This is a genomic window from Vibrio sp. HM8-C (assembly GCF_058630515.1).
Map to the genome: position 1 here is coordinate 84,635 of NZ_JBMMKS010000017.1, position 17,909 is coordinate 102,543.

Consider the following 17,909-nt stretch of genomic DNA (forward strand, 5'->3'; position numbering starts at 1 on the left):
GAAATGCCATCGGTTTTTTACAGTTTGATGTCATCGCACACTAGAATAAAAAATGCTGGGATTGAGCGTGACCTGTATCACGCCATCAAGTAAGATTAGCGACCTTTTTCTGCTGCACTCTCCTAAAGCGATCATAATTAGGAGCTGAATTCTTTATGCGGCAGATTTCTACTTATAATTATCCAATCCAAATTGATGAGGTAGTCGATTAATGACTTTTGCTTTGGGGCAACGCTGGATTAGCGATACGGAAAGCGATTTAGGTTTAGGTACCGTCGTAGCAATGGATGCGCGAACTGTTACTCTTATGTTTGCAGCGTCAGAAGAAAACCGAGTGTATGCTCGCAATGACGCTCCAGTAACACGAGTGACATTTAATGTCGGCGACGTTATTGATAGCCAAGAAGGCTGGTCACTCAAAGTAGAGCAAGTGGTTGAAGAACAGGGCTTGCTAACCTACCTCGGAACTCGTGAAGACACAGAAGAGTCAGGCGTGGCTCTGCGTGAAATCTTCCTAAGCAACCAAATTCGATTCAACAAGCCGCAAGATAAGCTGTTCGCAGGTCAGATTGATCGTATGGACAATTTTGTGTTGCGTTACCGCTCTCTGACTAACCAATTTCAGCAACACAAGAGTCCAATGCGTGGCTTGTGTGGTATGCGTGCGGGTTTGATTCCTCATCAGCTCTATATTGCTCATGAAGTGGGTCGTCGTTATGCACCACGTGTTTTGTTGGCTGATGAAGTGGGTTTGGGTAAAACCATCGAAGCAGGCATGATCATTCACCAGCAGGTGCTTTCTGGTCGCGCAGAGCGCATTCTGATTGTGGTTCCTGAAACACTACAACACCAATGGCTGGTGGAGATGATGCGTCGTTTTAACCTGCACTTCTCTATCTTTGATGAAGAGCGCTGTGTTGAAGCGTTTGCTGAAGCGGATAACCCATTTGAGACTCAACAATATGTATTGTGCTCTTTGGGCTTTTTACGCAAGAGTCGTCAGCGTTTTGAACAGGCAATAGAAGCTGAATGGGACTTGCTGGTAGTCGATGAAGCGCACCACCTTGAGTGGTCTCAGGACAATCCGAGCCGTGAATACCAAGTGATTGAAGGTTTAGCTGAACGTACACCGGGTGTGCTTCTTCTAACTGCAACACCTGAGCAGCTTGGTCGCGAGAGTCACTTTGCACGTCTTCGTCTGCTGGACTCTGATCGTTTCTATGATTACGAAGCCTTTGTTCAGGAAGAAGAACAGTATGCGCCAGTTGCCGATGCGGTAAGCGCACTGCTTTCTGGTCAGAAGTTGAGTGATGATGCGAAAAACCAAATAACTGAATTGCTCTCTGAGCAAGACGTTGAGCCGCTATTCCGTGTGCTGGAAAGCCAAGCGAGCGACGAAGAGAAAGCTTCTGCTAGCCAAGAGTTGGTTGATAACTTAATGGATCGTCACGGAACTGGTCGTGTTCTGTTTAGAAATACACGTGCAGCGGTGAAAGGTTTCCCCACTCGTAATGTGCATTTGATGCCGATGCCAATTCCATCTCAGTATGAGACGTCTATGCGCGTGTCGGGATTGATTGGTGGAAAGATCACTCCTGAAGCTCGCGCGATGAAGATGCTCTATCCAGAAGAGATCTTCCAAGAGTTTGAAGGCGAAAACTCAAGTTGGTGGCAGTTTGATTCACGTGTTAACTGGCTGATTGAAAAAGTAAAAGCAAAACGCAGTGATAAGATCCTTGTTATTGCGTCACGCGCCAGCACAGCATTACAACTTGAGCAAGCGCTTCGCGAGCGTGAAGGTATTCGCGCAACGGTGTTCCATGAAGGTATGTCGATCATCGAGCGTGATAAAGCGGCTGCGTATTTCGCGCAAGAAGAGGGTGGTGCTCAGGTTCTTATCTGTAGTGAAATCGGTTCAGAAGGTCGTAACTTCCAGTTTGCTAGTCAGTTGGTGATGTTTGATCTACCGTTTAACCCTGACTTGCTTGAGCAGCGTATCGGACGTTTGGATCGTATCGGTCAGCAGCGTGACATTGATATTTTTGTTCCTTACCTTGAAGGCACATCGCAAGGCATTTTGGCTCGTTGGTACGATGAAGGTTTAAATGCTTTTGCAGAAACTTGCCCGACGGGTCGCGCGGTTTATGACGCATTTGTATCACGCTTAGTTCCTGCGTTGGCGGCTGGTGGCAGCGATGATCTGGAAGAGATCATTGAAGAATCTGCGAAGCTGAATAAAACACTAAAATCTCAATTAGAACATGGTCGCGATCGTCTGTTAGAGATGCACTCTAACGGTGGTGACAAAGCGTTAGAGATTGCAGAGAAAATTGCAGCGACAGATGGTGATACAAACTTGGTCACTTTCGCATTAAGTCTGTTTGATACCATTGGCTTGAACCAAGATGACCACGGTGAAAATGCGCTTGTAGTAACACCGTCGGAACACATGATGGTGCCAAGCTATCCAGGTTTACCTTATGAGGGTGCGACAATCACTTTTGATCGCGATACCGCTCTGTCCCGTGAGGATATGCACTTTATCAGTTGGGAACACCCAATGATTCAAGGTGGTATTGATCTTCTAATGAGTGAAGGTGTGGGGACTTCTGCGGTATCCCTACTGAAAAACAAGTCGTTGCCAGTAGGGACGATTTTGTTGGAGTTGGTTTATCTAGTGGATGCCCAAGCGCCAAAGCGTAGTGGTATTTCCCGTTTCTTACCACAAACGCCTATTCGTATTCTATTGGATGCGCGTGGTAATAACCTCTCAAGCCAAGTTGAGTTTGAAGGCTTCAACCGCCAGCTCAGCCCTGTGAATCGTCATTTAGCCAGTAAATTGGTCAGCAGTGTACAAAATGATGTACATCGTTTAATCACGGCAAGTGAAACGTTCGCTGTGGAAGAGGTGAAAACAATTCGTGAAAAAGCACAGAAAGAGATGGAGCATAGCTTAAACTCTGAACTGGAGCGTTTACAGGCGCTGAAAGCCGTGAATCCGAACATTCGTGATGAAGAGATTGAAGTGATTGAACAGCAGGTTAACGAGCTTTCTGGTTACATCAGTCAGGCTCAATACCAGCTAGATTCCCTTCGTCTGATTGTTGTTGCACACAACTAAGTGACATTTCAGTAGTAAAAGCTGAGTAGAAAAAGTTATCCAATAAAAAGGCCTTCATCAGAAGGCCTTTTGTTTATCTATTCGTATTCTATCCAAACGACTTGAAATTAAAGTCGCTGGCTAAATTACATAATCCATTTCCACCAGATGAACAGTGCAAGGAAACCAAATAGGTACACTAGGCCAAGAACAGACAGTGCTTTTAGTTTCGGACCTACAGCTAGCTCTTTCGGTAGTGCCGTTTTCGTCACTAGAATGTAGTTCAACAGTGCGAATACAGGTGTTGTCATGAATGCCATGATCATTGCGAAATCAAGCATTGGGATCAATGCTGATGCATAGAACAAAATGATTGCCAATGACACTGCTGAAACCACGATCATCCACGATTGAAGTACTTTAGGGCTTTGCTCTTTGTCTTCTTTGATTAGGCGTTGTGATTCTGCAATTACACGTGAGTAACCATCAATAACTGTAATCGTACTACCGAAGATACAGAAGAACGCGATAACAGCGATTAGGTAACGAGACCATTCACCAATGGTTGATGCGTAAAGACCGACAAGCTGATGCGAGAAGCCCACACCTGATTTAGACAGTTCCACACCTGTGCCATTTAGTACCAATGCACCGAGTGCTAGGAACACAACTGCTAGAATAGCAGTACCGATGTAACCAACGTTGAAGTCAAACAGTGCAGATTGAGCTGTTACTTTTTGGTGGCGACATTGAGATTTCAGCCATACAGAAGTCAGGCTTGAAATTTCGATCGGAGCTGGCATCCAACCCATTGTTACTACTAGGAAGCCAATGGCAGCTAGAGTCCATGGAGATGGTGTTTCCGCTGCAACTGCACTCACTGGTGCAGAGTTTGCTGCAGCAATGGCAACAGCAAGTAGTGTAGCAATCGTTAGTACCGCCATGATGACTTTAGATAACGTGTCTAAAGCTTTGTAGTGGCCTGCGAATAGAATCACTAGACAGGTTACTAATACGATGCCACATAGCACTGGTAGTGACAGTTCAAATGGCACGAAGTAGCCAAGCAAACTTGCACTGAACATCAGTAGTGCTGCTGTGTTTACTACAGCTGAGAAAACAGCAAGGATTGTGAATACCCACAGGTAAGGTTTACCGAGCTTCGCATAACCTTCGACAAGGCTTTGGCCTGTGCCCATGGTGTACTGAACACCTGCTTTAAAAAATGGGTATTTAAATAAGTTTACCAGCAGAATCAGTATTGCTAATTGCCAGCCATAAATAGCGCCAGCTTTGGTTGATGCAACGAGATGTGAGCCACCAACAGCAGCTGCAGCCATCATTATCCCAGGCCCTAAAGAGCGTAATAGTTGAGACAAAGATAGCCGTTGTTCTGATGGATATGATACGGCGTTTTCCATTCTTGTTATTCCTTAGAATTGTGATGTTGTGTTCAATTTATTTTTTATAGCCCGCCAGCTTAGCCGGTCAGGTTGACTTTAATGTCAATACTACACATCAATATCACAGATGTTTTTTGTGTCAATTTATATTTACAAGGTATTTGAAACTTTTTTCGTATTCCGTATCGTTGAGGCATTTGGTGCTGTAATCGTTACTTCATTTTGCAGATAACAGTGGGCTTTTTAGCTGCTATAATGCGCCGATTTTTTTATTTGAGATGACTTTCATGGCGATGACTGAATACCACCCACCAACGGAACCGTGGATTGATGTGGTATATGAGGATGACTACATTATTGCGGTTAATAAACCGTCTGGATTGCTGTCTGTTCCGGGGAGACTTGAAGAGCACTATGACAGCATGTGGAGTCGCTTGGTCGAGCAATACCCAGACGTGAAAGTCGTTCACCGCTTAGATATGTCGACGTCCGGCTTAATGCTGTTTGGCAAGAACACCTATATGGAATCGGCGTTGAAGAAGCAGTTCCAATATCGCCTGACACATAAAATCTATTACGCCCGCGTGTGGGGAATTGTAGAGCAGGATGAGGGCATGATTGACTTGCCTTTAATCTGTGACTGGCCAAACCGTCCAAAACAAATGGTTTGTTTTGAAAATGGTAAACCGTCGCAAACTATGTTCCATGTGGTTAAGCGTGAAGAGAAAACAACTGTCGTTCGTTTGCTTCCAGTGACTGGACGTTCTCATCAATTACGTGTTCATATGATGGCATTGGGTCATCCAATTGTTGGCGATGAATTTTATGCGCCACAGGAAGCGATTGATTTCACAGACCGTTTGGAGCTGCACGCTGCCGAATTGAGTTTTTATCATCCTCGCAGCCATTGGTTACGAAGTATTTTTGTTCCTTGTGACTTTTATCCCGAAGCACAGGAAGAAATTTTGCAGCACTTCGATCCTGAGAGAAAATTGCCAGATTATAAAACGCTGCCTAAATCGTAATGCTTATTAGGTGGCTATAAAGGAGTAAACATGTCAGTCCCTAAAATCGTCTTCCTTGATCGAGCTACTATCCCCAAGCATATCGAGTTACCGCCTCTTGCCATTGAACATGAATGGCAAGAATACGACTTTACCAATCCTGAACAGGTATTTGAGCGCATTTACAACGCAGATATCGTGATTACCAATAAAGTGGTGATTAGCGGTGACATCTTGGCTCAGCTACCTCAGATTAAGCTAATTGCTGTTTCTGCCACTGGCGTGAATAACGTGGATATTGAATTTTGCCGAGCGAACAAAATTGCCGTTTGCAACGTTCAAGGATACGCGACACGTTCCGTGCCAGAGCACGTCATTGGAATGATGTTTGCCCTTCGCCGTAATCTGATGGGGTATCACCACGACATCGCTGCTGGAGAATGGCAGCGTAATAAACAGTTCTGTTTCTTTACTCATCCTATCGGTGATATTGCTGGTTCCACACTGGGCATTATTGGCAGTGGGGCTTTAGGTAAGGCAACGGCTGAGATGGCGAAAGCGCTAGGTATGAATGTTGTTTACGCTGAACGTAAAGGGTCTTCGGATTGTCGCGAAGGATACCTGCCATTTGAAAAAGTATTGCAGCAGTCAGATGTGATTTCGCTGCATTGCCCTCTAAGTGAAGCCACTCGAAATACTATTTCGCAGCAAGAGTTTACTCAGATGAAGCCTAATGCGATTCTGATTAACACTGGTCGCGGTGGATTGGTTGATGAACTTGCGTTGGTGGATGCGCTGAAGAAGCGTCAAATTGCAGGGGCAGGTGTGGATGTCTTTACCCAAGAGCCTGCCGATATTGATAATCCGCTGTTAGCGAATATGGATCTGCCTAACTTATTGCTGACACCCCATGTCGCGTGGGGCAGTGATTCTGCCATCAGTCAGTTAGCAAAGATTCTGATGAATAACATTGAAGCATTCGTTGCAGGAACAGAGCAAAACCGAGTGGTTTAGAATTAATACGAGTAGTTTAGAATTAATAGATAAACAAAAGGCAGCCTAGGCTGCCTTTTTAGTTTGGTTGTTAGCTTAGATTAAAGTGCAGCAATCGTTGCTTTCTGCTCTTCTAACTTCGCAAGAGTATCTTTGTAACCTTCAAGCTTTTCACGCTCTTTCGCAATAACTTGCTCAGGTGCTTTAGCAACGAAACCTTCGTTACCTAGCTTGCCTTCGATACGTTTGATTTCGCCTTCAGTTTTCGCCACTTCTTTCGCTAGACGAGCCAGTTCTGCATCTTTATCGATTAGACCAGCCATAGGGATCATCAGCTCTGATTTCGCTACAAGTGCTGTTGCACATGCAGGCGTTGCTTCACCTGCAGCAAGCACGCGAACGCTTTCCAGTTTCGCTAGAGAAACCAGTACTTGTTTGTTCGCTTCAAGACGCGCAGCATCTTGCTCATTTGCTGCCTTCAGCATCACTTCAAGTGGTTTACCTGGGTTGATGTCGTACTCTGCGCGCAGGTTACGAATCGCCGTAATAAAGGTTTTCACCCATTCGATGTCGTCTAATGCTTCTTGGTTGAAGTTCGCAGCATCGTACTGAGGCAGAGCCTGTAGCATGATAGTGTCTCCTTCAACACCATCTACTAGTGGCTTGATGCTTTGCCAGATAGTTTCAGTGATGTACGGCAATACTGGGTGAGCAAGACGTAGAGTCTTCTCTAGTACTGTGATTAGCGTGCGACGTGTTGCGCGTTGCTGCGCTTCAGTGCCTTTCCACAATACTGGTTTCGTTAGCTCTAGATACCAGTCACAGAATTGGTTCCAGATGAATTCGTACAGCGTGTTTGCTGCCATATCCAAACGGTAGTTGTCGATATGCTCGTTGAACGCTTTAGCAGCGAGTTCAAACTGAGATTCGATCCACTTATCCGCTAGAGAATATTCAAGCTCTGCACCTGCTGCGAAACCACAATCTTGTTCTTCTGTATTCATCATTACGTAACGGCTTGCGTTCCATAGTTTGTTACAGAAGTTACGGTAACCTTCAAGACGCTTCATATCCCAGTTGATATCGCGACCTGTAGAAGCCATTGCTGCTAGGGTAAAGCGTAGTGCGTCAGTACCGTATGGTTCGATACCATTTTCGAAAGTTTTACGCGTGTTTTTCTCGATTTTCGCAGCAAGTTGCGGCTGCATCATGTTACCAGTACGCTTAGTTACCAGTGACTCAAGATCAATACCATCGATCATGTCGATAGGGTCAAGCACGTTACCTTTCGATTTCGACATCTTGTCGCCGTTTTCGTCACGAATTAGACCGGTAACGTAAACAGTCTTAAATGGTACTTGTGGTTTGCCATCTTCATCTTTGATGAAGTGCATGGTCATCATGATCATACGAGCAACCCAGAAGAAGATGATGTCAAAACCAGTCACCAATACTTCAGATGGGTGGAATACTTTTAGTGCGTCGGTTTTCTCTGGCCAGCCAAGTGTGCCGAACGTCCAAAGCGCAGAAGAGAACCAAGTATCCAGAACGTCTTCGTCTTGGTTAAGCGCTACATCAGCAGCAATGTTGTTGTCCGCACGAACTTCTTCTTCAGTACGGCCTACGTATACATTGCCTTGAGCATCATACCAAGCTGGGATACGGTGACCCCACCAAAGCTGACGAGAGATACACCAGTCTTGAATGTCACGCATCCAAGAGAAGTACATGTTTTCGTATTGCTTAGGTACGAATTGAATGTCGCCGTTTTCAACCGCTTCAACAGCTGGCTTCGCAAGAATGCCTGCGCGTACATACCATTGGTCAGTTAGCATTGGTTCGATAACTACGCCACCACGGTCACCGTAAGGAACGGTTAGGTCGTGATCTTTGATTTCTTCTAAAAGACCAAGTTCTTCAAATTCTGCAACGATCGCTTTACGCGCAGCAAAACGTTCAACACCTTGGTATTTAGCAGGAATGTCAGTGCCGTATGCAGTGCTCGCTTCGCCGTTAGAGTTGAATACTTCTGCTGCGTCACGGATGTTTGCATCAAAAGTGAAGATGTTGATCATTGGTAGCTGGTGGCGTTTACCTACTTCATAGTCGTTGAAGTCGTGCGCCGGTGTGATTTTCACACAGCCAGTACCTTTTTCCATATCAGCGTGTTCGTCACCCACAATAGGGATACGACGACCAACGATAGGAAGGATAATTTCTTTACCAATAAGATCTTTATAACGAGGATCTTCTGGGTTTACGGCAACACCTGTATCACCAAGCATGGTTTCAGGGCGAGTAGTTGCAACAACGATGTAGTCTTTACCGTCAGTAGTTTTAACACCATCAGCTAGAGGGTAGCGGAAGTGCCACATGTTGCCTTTAACGTCTTTGTTTTCAACTTCAAGATCAGAAATTGCTGTGTGCAGCTTTGGATCCCAGTTAACCAAACGTTTACCACGGTAGATAAGGTCGTCTTTGTATAGACGAACGAATACTTCCTGAACCGCTTTGTAGAAGCCGTCATCCATAGTGAAACGTTCACGATCCCAATCAACAGATGCACCTAAGCGACGAAGCTGTTTAGTGATTGTGCCACCAGACTCGTTTTTCCATTCCCAAATTTTATCGATGAATGCGTCACGGCCGTAATCGTGCTTGGTTTTGCCTTCTTCTGCTGCGATTTTACGCTCAACAACCATTTGAGTTGCAATACCAGCGTGGTCAGTACCCACTTGCCAAAGGGTGTTTTTACCCTTCATGCGTTGGCAACGAATCAAGGTATCCATAATGGTATCTTGGAATGCGTGACCCATGTGAAGGCTACCAGTGACGTTCGGTGGCGGGATCATGATGCTGTATGCGTCTTTTGATGTGTCACCGTGAGGCTTAAAGTAGCCTTTTTCTTCCCAAGTCTTATACAGATCTTGTTCGATTGATGTTGGGTTGTATGTCTTTTCCATAGTGCTCTTAAATGGATACTTTGATGGTTAATTTAAGTCTATCGCTATAAGTGAGTTCTCTTTAGTAAGAGAGCTTAACTATAAGGATGAACCTTAAGTTTTATCCCGTTAGATTTAGGGATACTGGATTTCAATTGTCTGCAATTGATAGCCAGCTTGGCGGTACAATTTATAACGTTCACGCGCCAATTGTTTTGCTTTTTCTTCGCAGGGGACGAAGTCTACCACCTCTGTGAAGGCGTTCGCAAAGGTTGTATGATTATCGGCCAAATTTATTACCAGTTGGCGGTTCCAAGAAGGTTTCACACCTACATGCCCAATTTCAATGTGAGTGCCGTATTTCGGACCTTCACCCACTAGATTATGCGCAACAAAATCACTCGCTTCCACTTGCCAAAAACATTCCGCAACTCTCTCTGCATGAGCTTTATCGCCACATTGCAAGTACACCTTGGCTCCTTGACGGGTAAAGTGTTGACAGAGATAAACCAAATAATCATTGAACCCTTGCTCAGAGCTCTGTTGGCTATCTTCTTTAACAATGTAGAACGTTGCTGTAGACATAGTGCTTATATTTAGAACCGTATGACTAAAAAAGGGCCTTACGGCCCTTTTTATCAATGAGGATTATTCCTCGGTCTCTTGGCCACTGCGGTTTAGCAAGAATTGGACAAGCATTGAGACCGGACGACCTGTAGAACCTTTAGCTGCGCCAGACTTCCAAGCAGTACCTGCGATATCTAGGTGTGCCCAGTTGTATTTCTTCGCGAACTTAGACAGGAAACAGCCTGCTGTAATTGCGCCACCCGGACGACCACCGATGTTTGCCATATCCGCAAATGGGCTCTTTAGCTGTTCATGGTATTCGTCAGCCATTGGAAGACGCCATGCACGGTCACTTGCTTGCTCTGAAGCATTCACAAGTTCGTGAGCTAGAGGGTTGTGGTTAGATACCACGCCACTGATGTGGTGACCCAATGCGATAACACATGCACCAGTTAGTGTTGCTACATCAACAACACAGTCAGGTTCGAAGCGCTCAACATAAGTCAGAGCATCACAAAGAACCAAACGACCTTCAGCATCGGTGTTCAGTACTTCAACGGTTTGACCCGACATAGTTGTTAGGATGTCACCAGGGCGGTAGGCATTGCTACCAGGCATGTTTTCACAGCCTGCAAGAACACCGATAACGTTTAACGGTAGATTCAGTTTCGCCAATGCTTTCATTGTGCCGAATACAGAAGCTGCACCACACATGTCGTACTTCATCTCATCCATGCCTTCGCCTGGTTTAAGAGAAATACCGCCTGAATCGAATGTTAGACCTTTACCAACTAGAACGATCGGTTTTGCTTCTGAGTCAGGGTTACCTTTGTACTCAATGATGGACATCATAGATTCGTTTTTCGAACCACGACCAACCGCTAGGTATGAGCTCATACCCAGTTTTTCCATCTCTTCTTCACCGATAATCTTTGTTGTTACTGTTTCATAATCGTCTGCAAGACGACGAGCTTGAGAAGCCAAGTAAGCTGGGTTTGCCACGTTTGGCGGCATGTTACCCAAGTCTTTACAAGCTTTCACACCCGATGAAATAGCCAAACCGTGAGAAATCGCACGTTCACCTAGGCTTAATTCACGGCGAGTTGGTACGTTGAATACCAATTTACGCAGTGGGCGACGTGTTTCAGGTTTGATTGTTTTGAACTGATCGAAGGTGTATAGGCCGTCTTTGGTTGCTTCAACAGCTTGACGAACTTTCCAGTAAGTATCGCGACCTTTTACGTGTAACTCAGTCAAAAAGCACACCGCTTCCATTGAACCTGTTTCGTTCAAAGTACTGATGGTTTTTTGGATGATTTCTTTGTATTGTCGCTCACCTAGTTCGCGCTCTTTACCGCAACCAACTAGTAATACGCGCTCAGAAAGAACACCCGGTACTTGATGCAGAAGTAGCATCTGACCCGGTTTACCTTCTAGATCACCACGACGAAGTAGTGAACTAATATAGCCGTCGCTGATTTTATCTAGCTGTTCTGCGACTGGAGAAAGGCGACGTGGTTCGAATACCCCAACAACAATACATGCACTGCGTTGTTTTTCAGGGCTACCACTTTTAACACTGAACTCCATGCGTACTCCTACATCTTGAAGACAAATAGAACTAAATGTTAGATAATGCATCTACACTTGTTGAATCCTTATCAGGATTACCTCTTTGTTAAGTGTACTAACAGTTAGTCAAAAATTAAAAAAATAAAAGATTCAACGAGAAATTATAGTGATTCCATCAAAAAAACAAGTTTTGTATAGGTAATTTCAGCGTGATTATTGTTAGATATTTGATCCGCGAGACACTAAAAAGCCAATTTGCGATATTTTTCGTACTTTTTTTAGTGTTTTTAAGCCAAAAATTTATTCGCGTTTTGGCTGATGCTTCCGACGGTGAAATTCCAGCTCGAATGATTTTATCCATTGTTGGCTTAAATATGCCTGCAATGGGTTTACTAATGCTGCCTTTAAGTCTCTATATCGGGATTCTGCTTACTTTTGGCCGACTTTATGCCGAAAGTGAAATTACAGTGATGAATGCAACGGGGATCGGTAACAAGTTCTTGGTGCGTGCTGCGTTGTATTTAGCAGTGATTACCGCAAGCGTTGCGGCTTTTAACTCAATGTGGCTATCACCTTGGAGTCAAGATAAAGAAGCGCATTTGATGGAGCAGTTGGCTTCGGAAAACAGTGTTGATTTGCTTCAAAAAGGTCAGTTCCAACGTTCTCCTGATGGTTCTTCGGTTGTATTCATCGACAATATCGAAAACCGCAAGCTCTCAAATGTGTTTGTAGCACAATTAGCTCCTCGTGAATCGATTCTTCCGAGTGTGATGTTTTCAAACTATGGCAATGTGAAAGAGTTGAGCGATGGTCGACAAGTGATCACAATGTTCGAGGGTACTCGTTATGAAGGTGTACCGACGCGCGTTGATTACATGGTGACGAAGTTTGATGAATACGAAGGTTTGATCGGACAGCGTGAAGTAAAAGAGCGAGGTCGTGATTGGGAAGCGATTCCTACTATCGAACTGATTAAAAATAAAAGTCGTCAGGCTCAGGCTGAACTTCAATGGCGCATTTCTTTAGTGGTCTGTATTCCATTGTTAACTATGTTGGTTGTGCCTTTGTCTGCGGTAAACCCTCGTCAAGGCCGTTTCGCTAAAATGGGCCCTGCGATTCTGATTTACCTGACGTATTTCTTAGCGATCAGTGCAACCAAATCAGCAATAGAAGATGGCAGTATTCCTTCAATCGTGGGTATGTGGCCTATCAACGCCGCTCTATTGTTAGCTGCAATTTTAGCTAACTTGATGGACAGTGTTGCAATGCGAAGACTGAAAGACAAATTCAAACAAAAGAAAAAGGTAGCTTAAGCCGTGTTTAAGATTTTAGATTGGTATATCGGACGAACAATCATAGCCACGAGCACTTTGGTACTGATTACTTTTGTCGGTTTGTCAGGAATCATCAAATACGTTGAACAGCTACGTAAAGTTGGTGAAGGAACATATGACTTACTTCAGGCACTGATTTTTGTGCTGCTCAGTGTTCCTCGTGATATTGAAATGTTCTTCCCAATGGCGGCTTTATTAGGTGCTTTGATTGGTTTGGGCACATTAGCGGCAAGTTCAGAGCTTGTGGTTATGCAGGCTGCAGGTTTCTCGAAACTCGACATTGGTTTATCCGTTTTAAAGACAGCTGTTCCTTTAATGATCATCATTACTCTCTTAGGGGAGTGGGGAGCACCACAAGCACAAAAAATGGCGCGTGATTTGCGTTCGTTTGCGACGTCTGGCGGTAAAATTCTATCTGTTCGTACCGGGGTCTGGGCTCGAGATGCTAACGACTTTATTTTCATTGCTAAGATAAATGACAATCGCCTGTATGGAATGAATATGTGGCGTTTTGATGAGAACAAGCATCTGCGTCAGGTCTATTTCGCCAAGCAAGTGGATTATATCGGTGAAAATGATTGGCTTATGAAAGATGTTCAAGTGACAGATATGAATGATGACATCGTAATTTCCAAGCAATCTCTTCCAGAATACCGTTGGAAAACAGCTTTAGCTCCCGACAAGTTGGCTGTAGTTACCGTAAAACCGGAAGAGTTAGCGCTTAGTGGTCTTTATGATTATGTGCATTATCTAAAAGCTTCGGAGCAAGATGCTTCACGCTATGAGTTAGCCTTCTGGCGTAAAATTTCTCAGCCTTTCTCCATCGCTGTAATGATGTTGATGGCGCTCTCATTCATATTTGGTCCACTGCGTAGTGTGACTATGGGGGCAAGGATCTTGTCAGGGGTAATCGCAGGGTTCACCTTTTATATCTCCAGTGAATTCTTTGGGCCTCTAAGTTTGGTTTACAGCATACCGCCAATGTTTGGCGCTATTGCCCCAAGTTTGGTTTTCTTAACAGTGGCTCTACTATTGTTGAGACGAAAACTCTAAATGAAAAAGGAAGGCTTAGCCTTCCTTTTTTAATGTTTGTGCTGCGTCAGCTTGTTCTAGCGAACTTTTGGTAATACGACCACTTCAGTTTTTGCCCACATGTCCTGGAAACTGCGTTTCTGAGGATCAATCAGAACCGTCAAATTACCTAAACCAAAACATGAAGTGGCGAGTCGAATTAGAGCCTGAGTAACGGTAATTTTGTTGCCATCAGTGTTTCTAACCACTATTTTCCACGCTCTCATACCAAGTGTTTGTCCTGCTCGCGTCCAGAAATAAACGAAAAAGTAAATCCAAGCCAAAGCAAGATAAATCGTATAAACAGTGCTCCAAATCGGGTGACCGGTTAATAAATCGCTAGCATCTTGATATGGTGCGTAACTCATTAATCCTGCTGCAACAACAGCTTCCATAATGGCTACGACAATACCACCTGCAATCATCAGTATGGCCATGACAATTAGTGAATCATAAATTAAAGCGCCTAAGCGGCGAAAAAAGCCAGCGGGTGGCAAAGTTGTTGTATTCATAACGAACGTGTATTCCTATTTAGATGGCCGCAAGGATATAGGTTGCAATCAGAGCTGAAAAGAGAGCCAGTGCACAGGTTCTGTTTTTATGGCGAAATATTCAGCAAACGATTTTGTTTTCAATATATTGCTATTGCACCCATTAGTTTCTTACGTATAATGCCAAACATCAAAGGCAATAGCCTAGATGCCGGTATGGTGAAATTGGTATACACGACGGATTCAAAATCCGTTGCCTTCGGGCGTGGCGGTTCAAGTCCGCCTACCGGTACCATAATTCATATGATAAAGCCTCGACGTAAGTCGGGGCTTTGTTGTATCTGGTGTTAGCTAACTGAATCGATGAACACACTTAATACCAGCGTGGTGCATTCATCTTCTCTCTCGCATCTATTTGGTGCATTTATTTCTTGCCAATCAACGCGTCTTTCTTCTAAGCCTTATTGTGCCTCAATTGTTTAATTGTTGCCTACTTGGTCAGCTTTTTGCTTATTAGGCATCAAAATAATAACGCTCACGCAAACAAGCTATTTAGCTCGGGAGCCTACAAGGAGAAAGTATGACGCTACCTATAATCGATATTTCCTCGCTAAATTCTGAAAATAGAAATGATTGGCAACCTGTCATTGAACAAATTGATAGTGCTTGTCGTGAGCTTGGCTTTTTCTATGTCATTGGTCACGGCATACCTCAACAGCAATTTGACTACATTCAGTCGATGGCTAACTTATTGTTTAGCATGTCAGAGGAAGAGAAACAGAAAATCTCAATTGAAAAAAGTAACAATCATAGAGGCTGGGGGAGATTAAGCGCAGAAAAGCTAGATCCTTTAGGTGAACTGGATTGTAAAGAGTCATTTGATATGGCATTAGATCTTTCACCGTATCACTCTCAAGTTGAACGATGCCCTAAACTCTATGGCCCAAACCTATATCCAAACATTGAAGGATTTGCCCAAGCTGTTAGCCAACATTATTCACTGACGCTAGATGTCGGATTGAAGATCTTAAAAGCGATGGCAATTGCATTGGGTGAAGAGGAGAATTTCTTTGCGAAAAGTTTTACTCTGCCAATTTCGGTTCTGCGTATGCTTAGCTATCCTAGTCAAGCGCAAGAGACAAATGGGGCTGGTGCACATACAGATTACGGCTGCATAACGTTACTTTATCAAGATCAAAGCGGTGGATTACAAGTTCTGAACAAACAAGATCAATGGATTGATGCAACACCGGTTGAAGGCGCGTTTGTAGTAAACATTGGTGATCTGATGCAACGCTGGACTAACGATATTTACCGTTCAACAAAACACAGAGTATCCAGCCCAACTACAGGTAAGTCTCGCTTCTCAATGCCCTTCTTCGTTGAACCTGATTTCGATACGCCAGTTGAAACATTAGCTTCGTGCCTCAAGGAAAAGCAAGGCAAAGGTGGATACCCTTTGATTACAGCCGGTGATTGGATTCTTTCCCGATTTGAAGATACTTATTCCTACCGACGTGATGAAGAAATAGAAGCGGCTATTTAGTTAGCAGATAAGCTGGTTCTATTCTATAGGGAAGGCGATTGGCTATGATAAACACCATTCGCCTAACTTCTTTCGTTTTTACGTCTCAACTCTCATTTATATTGTTACCTCACTCAATGTAATTCGTTGAATATATGCCTATATGATCAACTTTTGTTACTATGCGGCCTGTTTTTAACTTGAGCAGAACAGGTGATAATGTCACCTTCATCTTCTAGAATGATAACTAAAGATAGGATCAGAGGTTTTAGTAAATTGTGGCGAGTATAAAAATCACTGTCGATAGATTACAACCAGGGCTACATATACGCTTGCCGGTTAAATGGAACGAGCATCCATTCTTATTTAATAGTTTTAAAATTAAAGACCAAGAACAAATCCGCCTGATCAAGCACTTGGGTATTCAGCACGTCTTTCTTAATCCAAGCCAAAGTGACACACAGCCACTTCCTCCTGTAACTAACCTCACTCCCTCGGAAGAGGAAACAACAGAAAACGAAGCTGAAAGTGATATTAATAGTGAAGCGGATAAGCTGTGGCAGGAAAAACAAAACCGAATTGAAAAACTCAGTGCTTATCGTCGTCGAGTGATCAGTTGTGAAAAAGAATTTGAACGTTCGCTTGCCCGTATGCGAGCAGTCATGAATAAAATTCGTAATCGACCAATGGATGCTGTTGATGAGGCAGCCCAACTGGTTGATGACATAGTTGATAAGTTACTTAGCGATGATAGTGTCACTTTGCATCTAATGAATGGTAAGAGTGAATTTGAAGATATTTACTTTCATTCATTAAACGTCTCCGTGATCGCTATGATGATTGGGCGATCGAAAGGATACCCAGCAGAGAAGATAAAAGAGATAGCTTTTGCTTCTTTATTCCATGACATTGGCAAAATCCGTATACCTACAGCAATTGTGCGTAAACAGACTCCTTTGACTGAGCCTGAGAAAAACTACCTTAAAATGCATACGAAATACGGGTTAGAAATTTCGCAAAACATTAAAGAGTTTCCGGATAGTGCAAGAAGGGTGATAGAGCAGCATCATGAACTACTTGACGGTTCTGGATATCCTCAAGGTTTAAAAGGCGATGAGATTGATGAATTAGCTCAAGTTATCGCGGTTGCGAACGCGTTTGATAATTTATGTCACCCGAATGTTCCAAGTGAGCAAAAGATCCCATATGTGGCTCTCTCTTATTTATATAAGAACTGTAAGCATATCTATAACAATGAAAACCTAAACATATTGGTTAAGTTCATGGGCGTGTTCCCTCCGGGTACGGTTGTCCAACTTTCGAATGACATGGTTGGTCTGGTTATATCGGTAAACGCCAACAGCCTTCTATATCCTAATGTACTTATTTATGATCCTTCAGTACCTAGGACTCAGGCACCCATTATCGATTTAGCTGATAAAGATATAAAAATCGTTAACGCTATCTTGCCTCATAAGCTGCCGGATAAAGTAAGAGAGTATTTGAATCCACGTTCACGTATCTCTTACTTCTTTGATAGCGATGACTAGTTATCCACAGGATTTTGTGAGTAACTTGTGCCTTTCTTGAGGGTGAAAAGTGCATAAAAAAGCGTTCGTTGGTTATTTAGACAAACGAACGCTTTTTTTAAATAATTTCACTTTTTCTGCTTGCTAAGTTTAAGTATCTCCCTATAATGCCGCCTCACTGACACGGCAGACGTCGCAAGGCTTCAGCAGGTGTTGGAAGAGGATAAGACTTCTAAAAAAGAAAATTTGAAAAAGTGTTTGACACTGACAATTATCTCGCTAGAATGCACCTCCGCTTCGAGAAGAAACCTTCCAAGAAGCAAAGCTCTTTAACAATTTAAACCTATCAATCTGTGTGGGCACTCGTTGATGAAAATC

At 43.7% G+C, this 17,909-nt stretch carries 12 protein-coding genes and 1 tRNA gene; 8 read left to right on the forward strand and 5 right to left on the reverse strand.

Annotated features, from left to right (window positions below; all coding sequences use genetic code 11):
- Positions 1 to 211 precede the first annotated feature (211 nt).
- The gene (rapA, locus tag ACOSVQ_RS17550; protein ID WP_491983748.1) at positions 212 to 3,121 is read left to right on the forward strand and encodes an RNA polymerase-associated protein RapA; all 2,910 of its coding nucleotides are present in this window, start codon (positions 212 to 214) and stop codon (positions 3,119 to 3,121) included.
- Positions 3,122 to 3,246: 125 nt separating this feature from the next.
- Here the strand turns inward: rapA and ACOSVQ_RS17555 are convergent, their stop codons facing one another.
- A complete protein-coding gene (locus tag ACOSVQ_RS17555; RefSeq protein WP_491983749.1) occupies positions 3,247 to 4,521 on the reverse strand; it encodes an Nramp family divalent metal transporter in 1,275 nt (424 codons plus the stop codon).
- Positions 4,522 to 4,790: 269 nt separating this feature from the next.
- Between ACOSVQ_RS17555 and ACOSVQ_RS17560 the strand changes: the two genes are divergently transcribed.
- On the forward strand, positions 4,791 to 5,528 hold the full coding sequence (locus ACOSVQ_RS17560) for a pseudouridine synthase (RefSeq protein WP_491983750.1): 738 nt from the start codon (positions 4,791 to 4,793) through the stop codon (positions 5,526 to 5,528).
- Between the two features lie 30 nt (positions 5,529 to 5,558).
- Positions 5,559 to 6,521, forward strand: coding sequence for a D-2-hydroxyacid dehydrogenase (locus ACOSVQ_RS17565; protein ID WP_491983751.1), 963 nt, complete (start codon positions 5,559 to 5,561; stop codon positions 6,519 to 6,521).
- Positions 6,522 to 6,601: 80 nt separating this feature from the next.
- Here ACOSVQ_RS17565 and ACOSVQ_RS17570 read toward each other — a convergent pair whose 3' ends face one another.
- The 3 genes from ACOSVQ_RS17570 to pepA all read right to left on the reverse strand — a co-directional run bounded on the left by ACOSVQ_RS17570 (position 6,602) and on the right by pepA (position 11,599).
- A complete protein-coding gene (locus tag ACOSVQ_RS17570) occupies positions 6,602 to 9,463 on the reverse strand; it encodes a valine--tRNA ligase (protein ID WP_491983752.1) in 2,862 nt (953 codons plus the stop codon).
- A gap of 114 nt (positions 9,464 to 9,577) precedes the next feature.
- The gene (locus tag ACOSVQ_RS17575; RefSeq protein WP_491983753.1) at positions 9,578 to 10,027 is read right to left on the reverse strand and encodes a DNA polymerase III subunit chi; all 450 of its coding nucleotides are present in this window, start codon (positions 10,025 to 10,027) and stop codon (positions 9,578 to 9,580) included.
- Between the two features lie 63 nt (positions 10,028 to 10,090).
- Positions 10,091 to 11,599: a leucyl aminopeptidase gene (gene pepA / locus ACOSVQ_RS17580; RefSeq protein ID WP_102941102.1), complete on the reverse strand. Its 1,509-nt coding sequence runs from the start codon at positions 11,597 to 11,599 to the stop codon at positions 10,091 to 10,093.
- Between the two features lie 191 nt (positions 11,600 to 11,790).
- Here pepA and lptF point away from each other — a divergent pair, with 191 nt between their 5' ends.
- Positions 11,791 to 12,894, forward strand: a complete 1,104-nt coding sequence (gene lptF, locus ACOSVQ_RS17585; protein ID WP_491983754.1) for an LPS export ABC transporter permease LptF — start codon at positions 11,791 to 11,793, stop codon at positions 12,892 to 12,894.
- 3 nt (positions 12,895 to 12,897) lie between these two features.
- Entirely contained in the window at positions 12,898 to 13,968 is a 1,071-nt protein-coding gene (lptG, locus tag ACOSVQ_RS17590) for an LPS export ABC transporter permease LptG (protein WP_491983755.1), read from the forward strand.
- 56 nt (positions 13,969 to 14,024) lie between these two features.
- Here the strand turns inward: lptG and ACOSVQ_RS17595 are convergent, their stop codons facing one another.
- Positions 14,025 to 14,498 carry an RDD family protein gene (locus ACOSVQ_RS17595; RefSeq protein ID WP_491983756.1) on the reverse strand — a complete coding sequence of 158 codons (474 nt, stop codon included), beginning with the start codon at positions 14,496 to 14,498 and terminating at the stop codon, positions 14,025 to 14,027.
- A 189-nt stretch (positions 14,499 to 14,687) separates the two neighbouring features.
- On the opposite strand from ACOSVQ_RS17595, the gene ACOSVQ_RS17600 reads away from it, so the two are divergent.
- The 3 genes from ACOSVQ_RS17600 to ACOSVQ_RS17610 all read left to right on the forward strand — a co-directional run bounded on the left by ACOSVQ_RS17600 (position 14,688) and on the right by ACOSVQ_RS17610 (position 17,552).
- Positions 14,688 to 14,772: transfer RNA gene (locus ACOSVQ_RS17600), tRNA-Leu, on the forward strand.
- A 285-nt stretch (positions 14,773 to 15,057) separates the two neighbouring features.
- A complete protein-coding gene (locus ACOSVQ_RS17605) occupies positions 15,058 to 16,023 on the forward strand; it encodes an isopenicillin N synthase family dioxygenase (RefSeq protein WP_491983757.1) in 966 nt (321 codons plus the stop codon).
- A 257-nt stretch (positions 16,024 to 16,280) separates the two neighbouring features.
- On the forward strand, positions 16,281 to 17,552 hold the full coding sequence (locus ACOSVQ_RS17610; protein ID WP_491983758.1) for a cyclic di-GMP phosphodiesterase: 1,272 nt from the start codon (positions 16,281 to 16,283) through the stop codon (positions 17,550 to 17,552).
- Positions 17,553 to 17,909 lie beyond the last annotated feature (357 nt).

Excerpts from the sequence above, each read along its gene's own strand:
- ACOSVQ_RS17595 (WP_491983756.1), bottom strand. The coding sequence starts at position 14,498 with ATGAATACAACAACTTTGCCACCCGCTGGCTTTTTTCGCCGCTTAGGC.
- ACOSVQ_RS17565 (WP_491983751.1), top strand. The coding sequence starts at position 5,559 with ATGTCAGTCCCTAAAATCGTCTTCCTTGATCGAGCTACTATCCCCAAG.
- ACOSVQ_RS17575 (WP_491983753.1), bottom strand. The coding sequence starts at position 10,027 with ATGTCTACAGCAACGTTCTACATTGTTAAAGAAGATAGCCAACAGAGC.
- pepA (WP_102941102.1), bottom strand. The coding sequence starts at position 11,599 with ATGGAGTTCAGTGTTAAAAGTGGTAGCCCTGAAAAACAACGCAGTGCA.
- ACOSVQ_RS17560 (WP_491983750.1), top strand. The coding sequence starts at position 4,791 with ATGGCGATGACTGAATACCACCCACCAACGGAACCGTGGATTGATGTG.
- ACOSVQ_RS17570 (WP_491983752.1), bottom strand. The coding sequence starts at position 9,463 with ATGGAAAAGACATACAACCCAACATCAATCGAACAAGATCTGTATAAG.
- rapA (WP_491983748.1), top strand. The coding sequence starts at position 212 with ATGACTTTTGCTTTGGGGCAACGCTGGATTAGCGATACGGAAAGCGAT.
- ACOSVQ_RS17555 (WP_491983749.1), bottom strand. The coding sequence starts at position 4,521 with ATGGAAAACGCCGTATCATATCCATCAGAACAACGGCTATCTTTGTCT.
- ACOSVQ_RS17605 (WP_491983757.1), top strand. The coding sequence starts at position 15,058 with ATGACGCTACCTATAATCGATATTTCCTCGCTAAATTCTGAAAATAGA.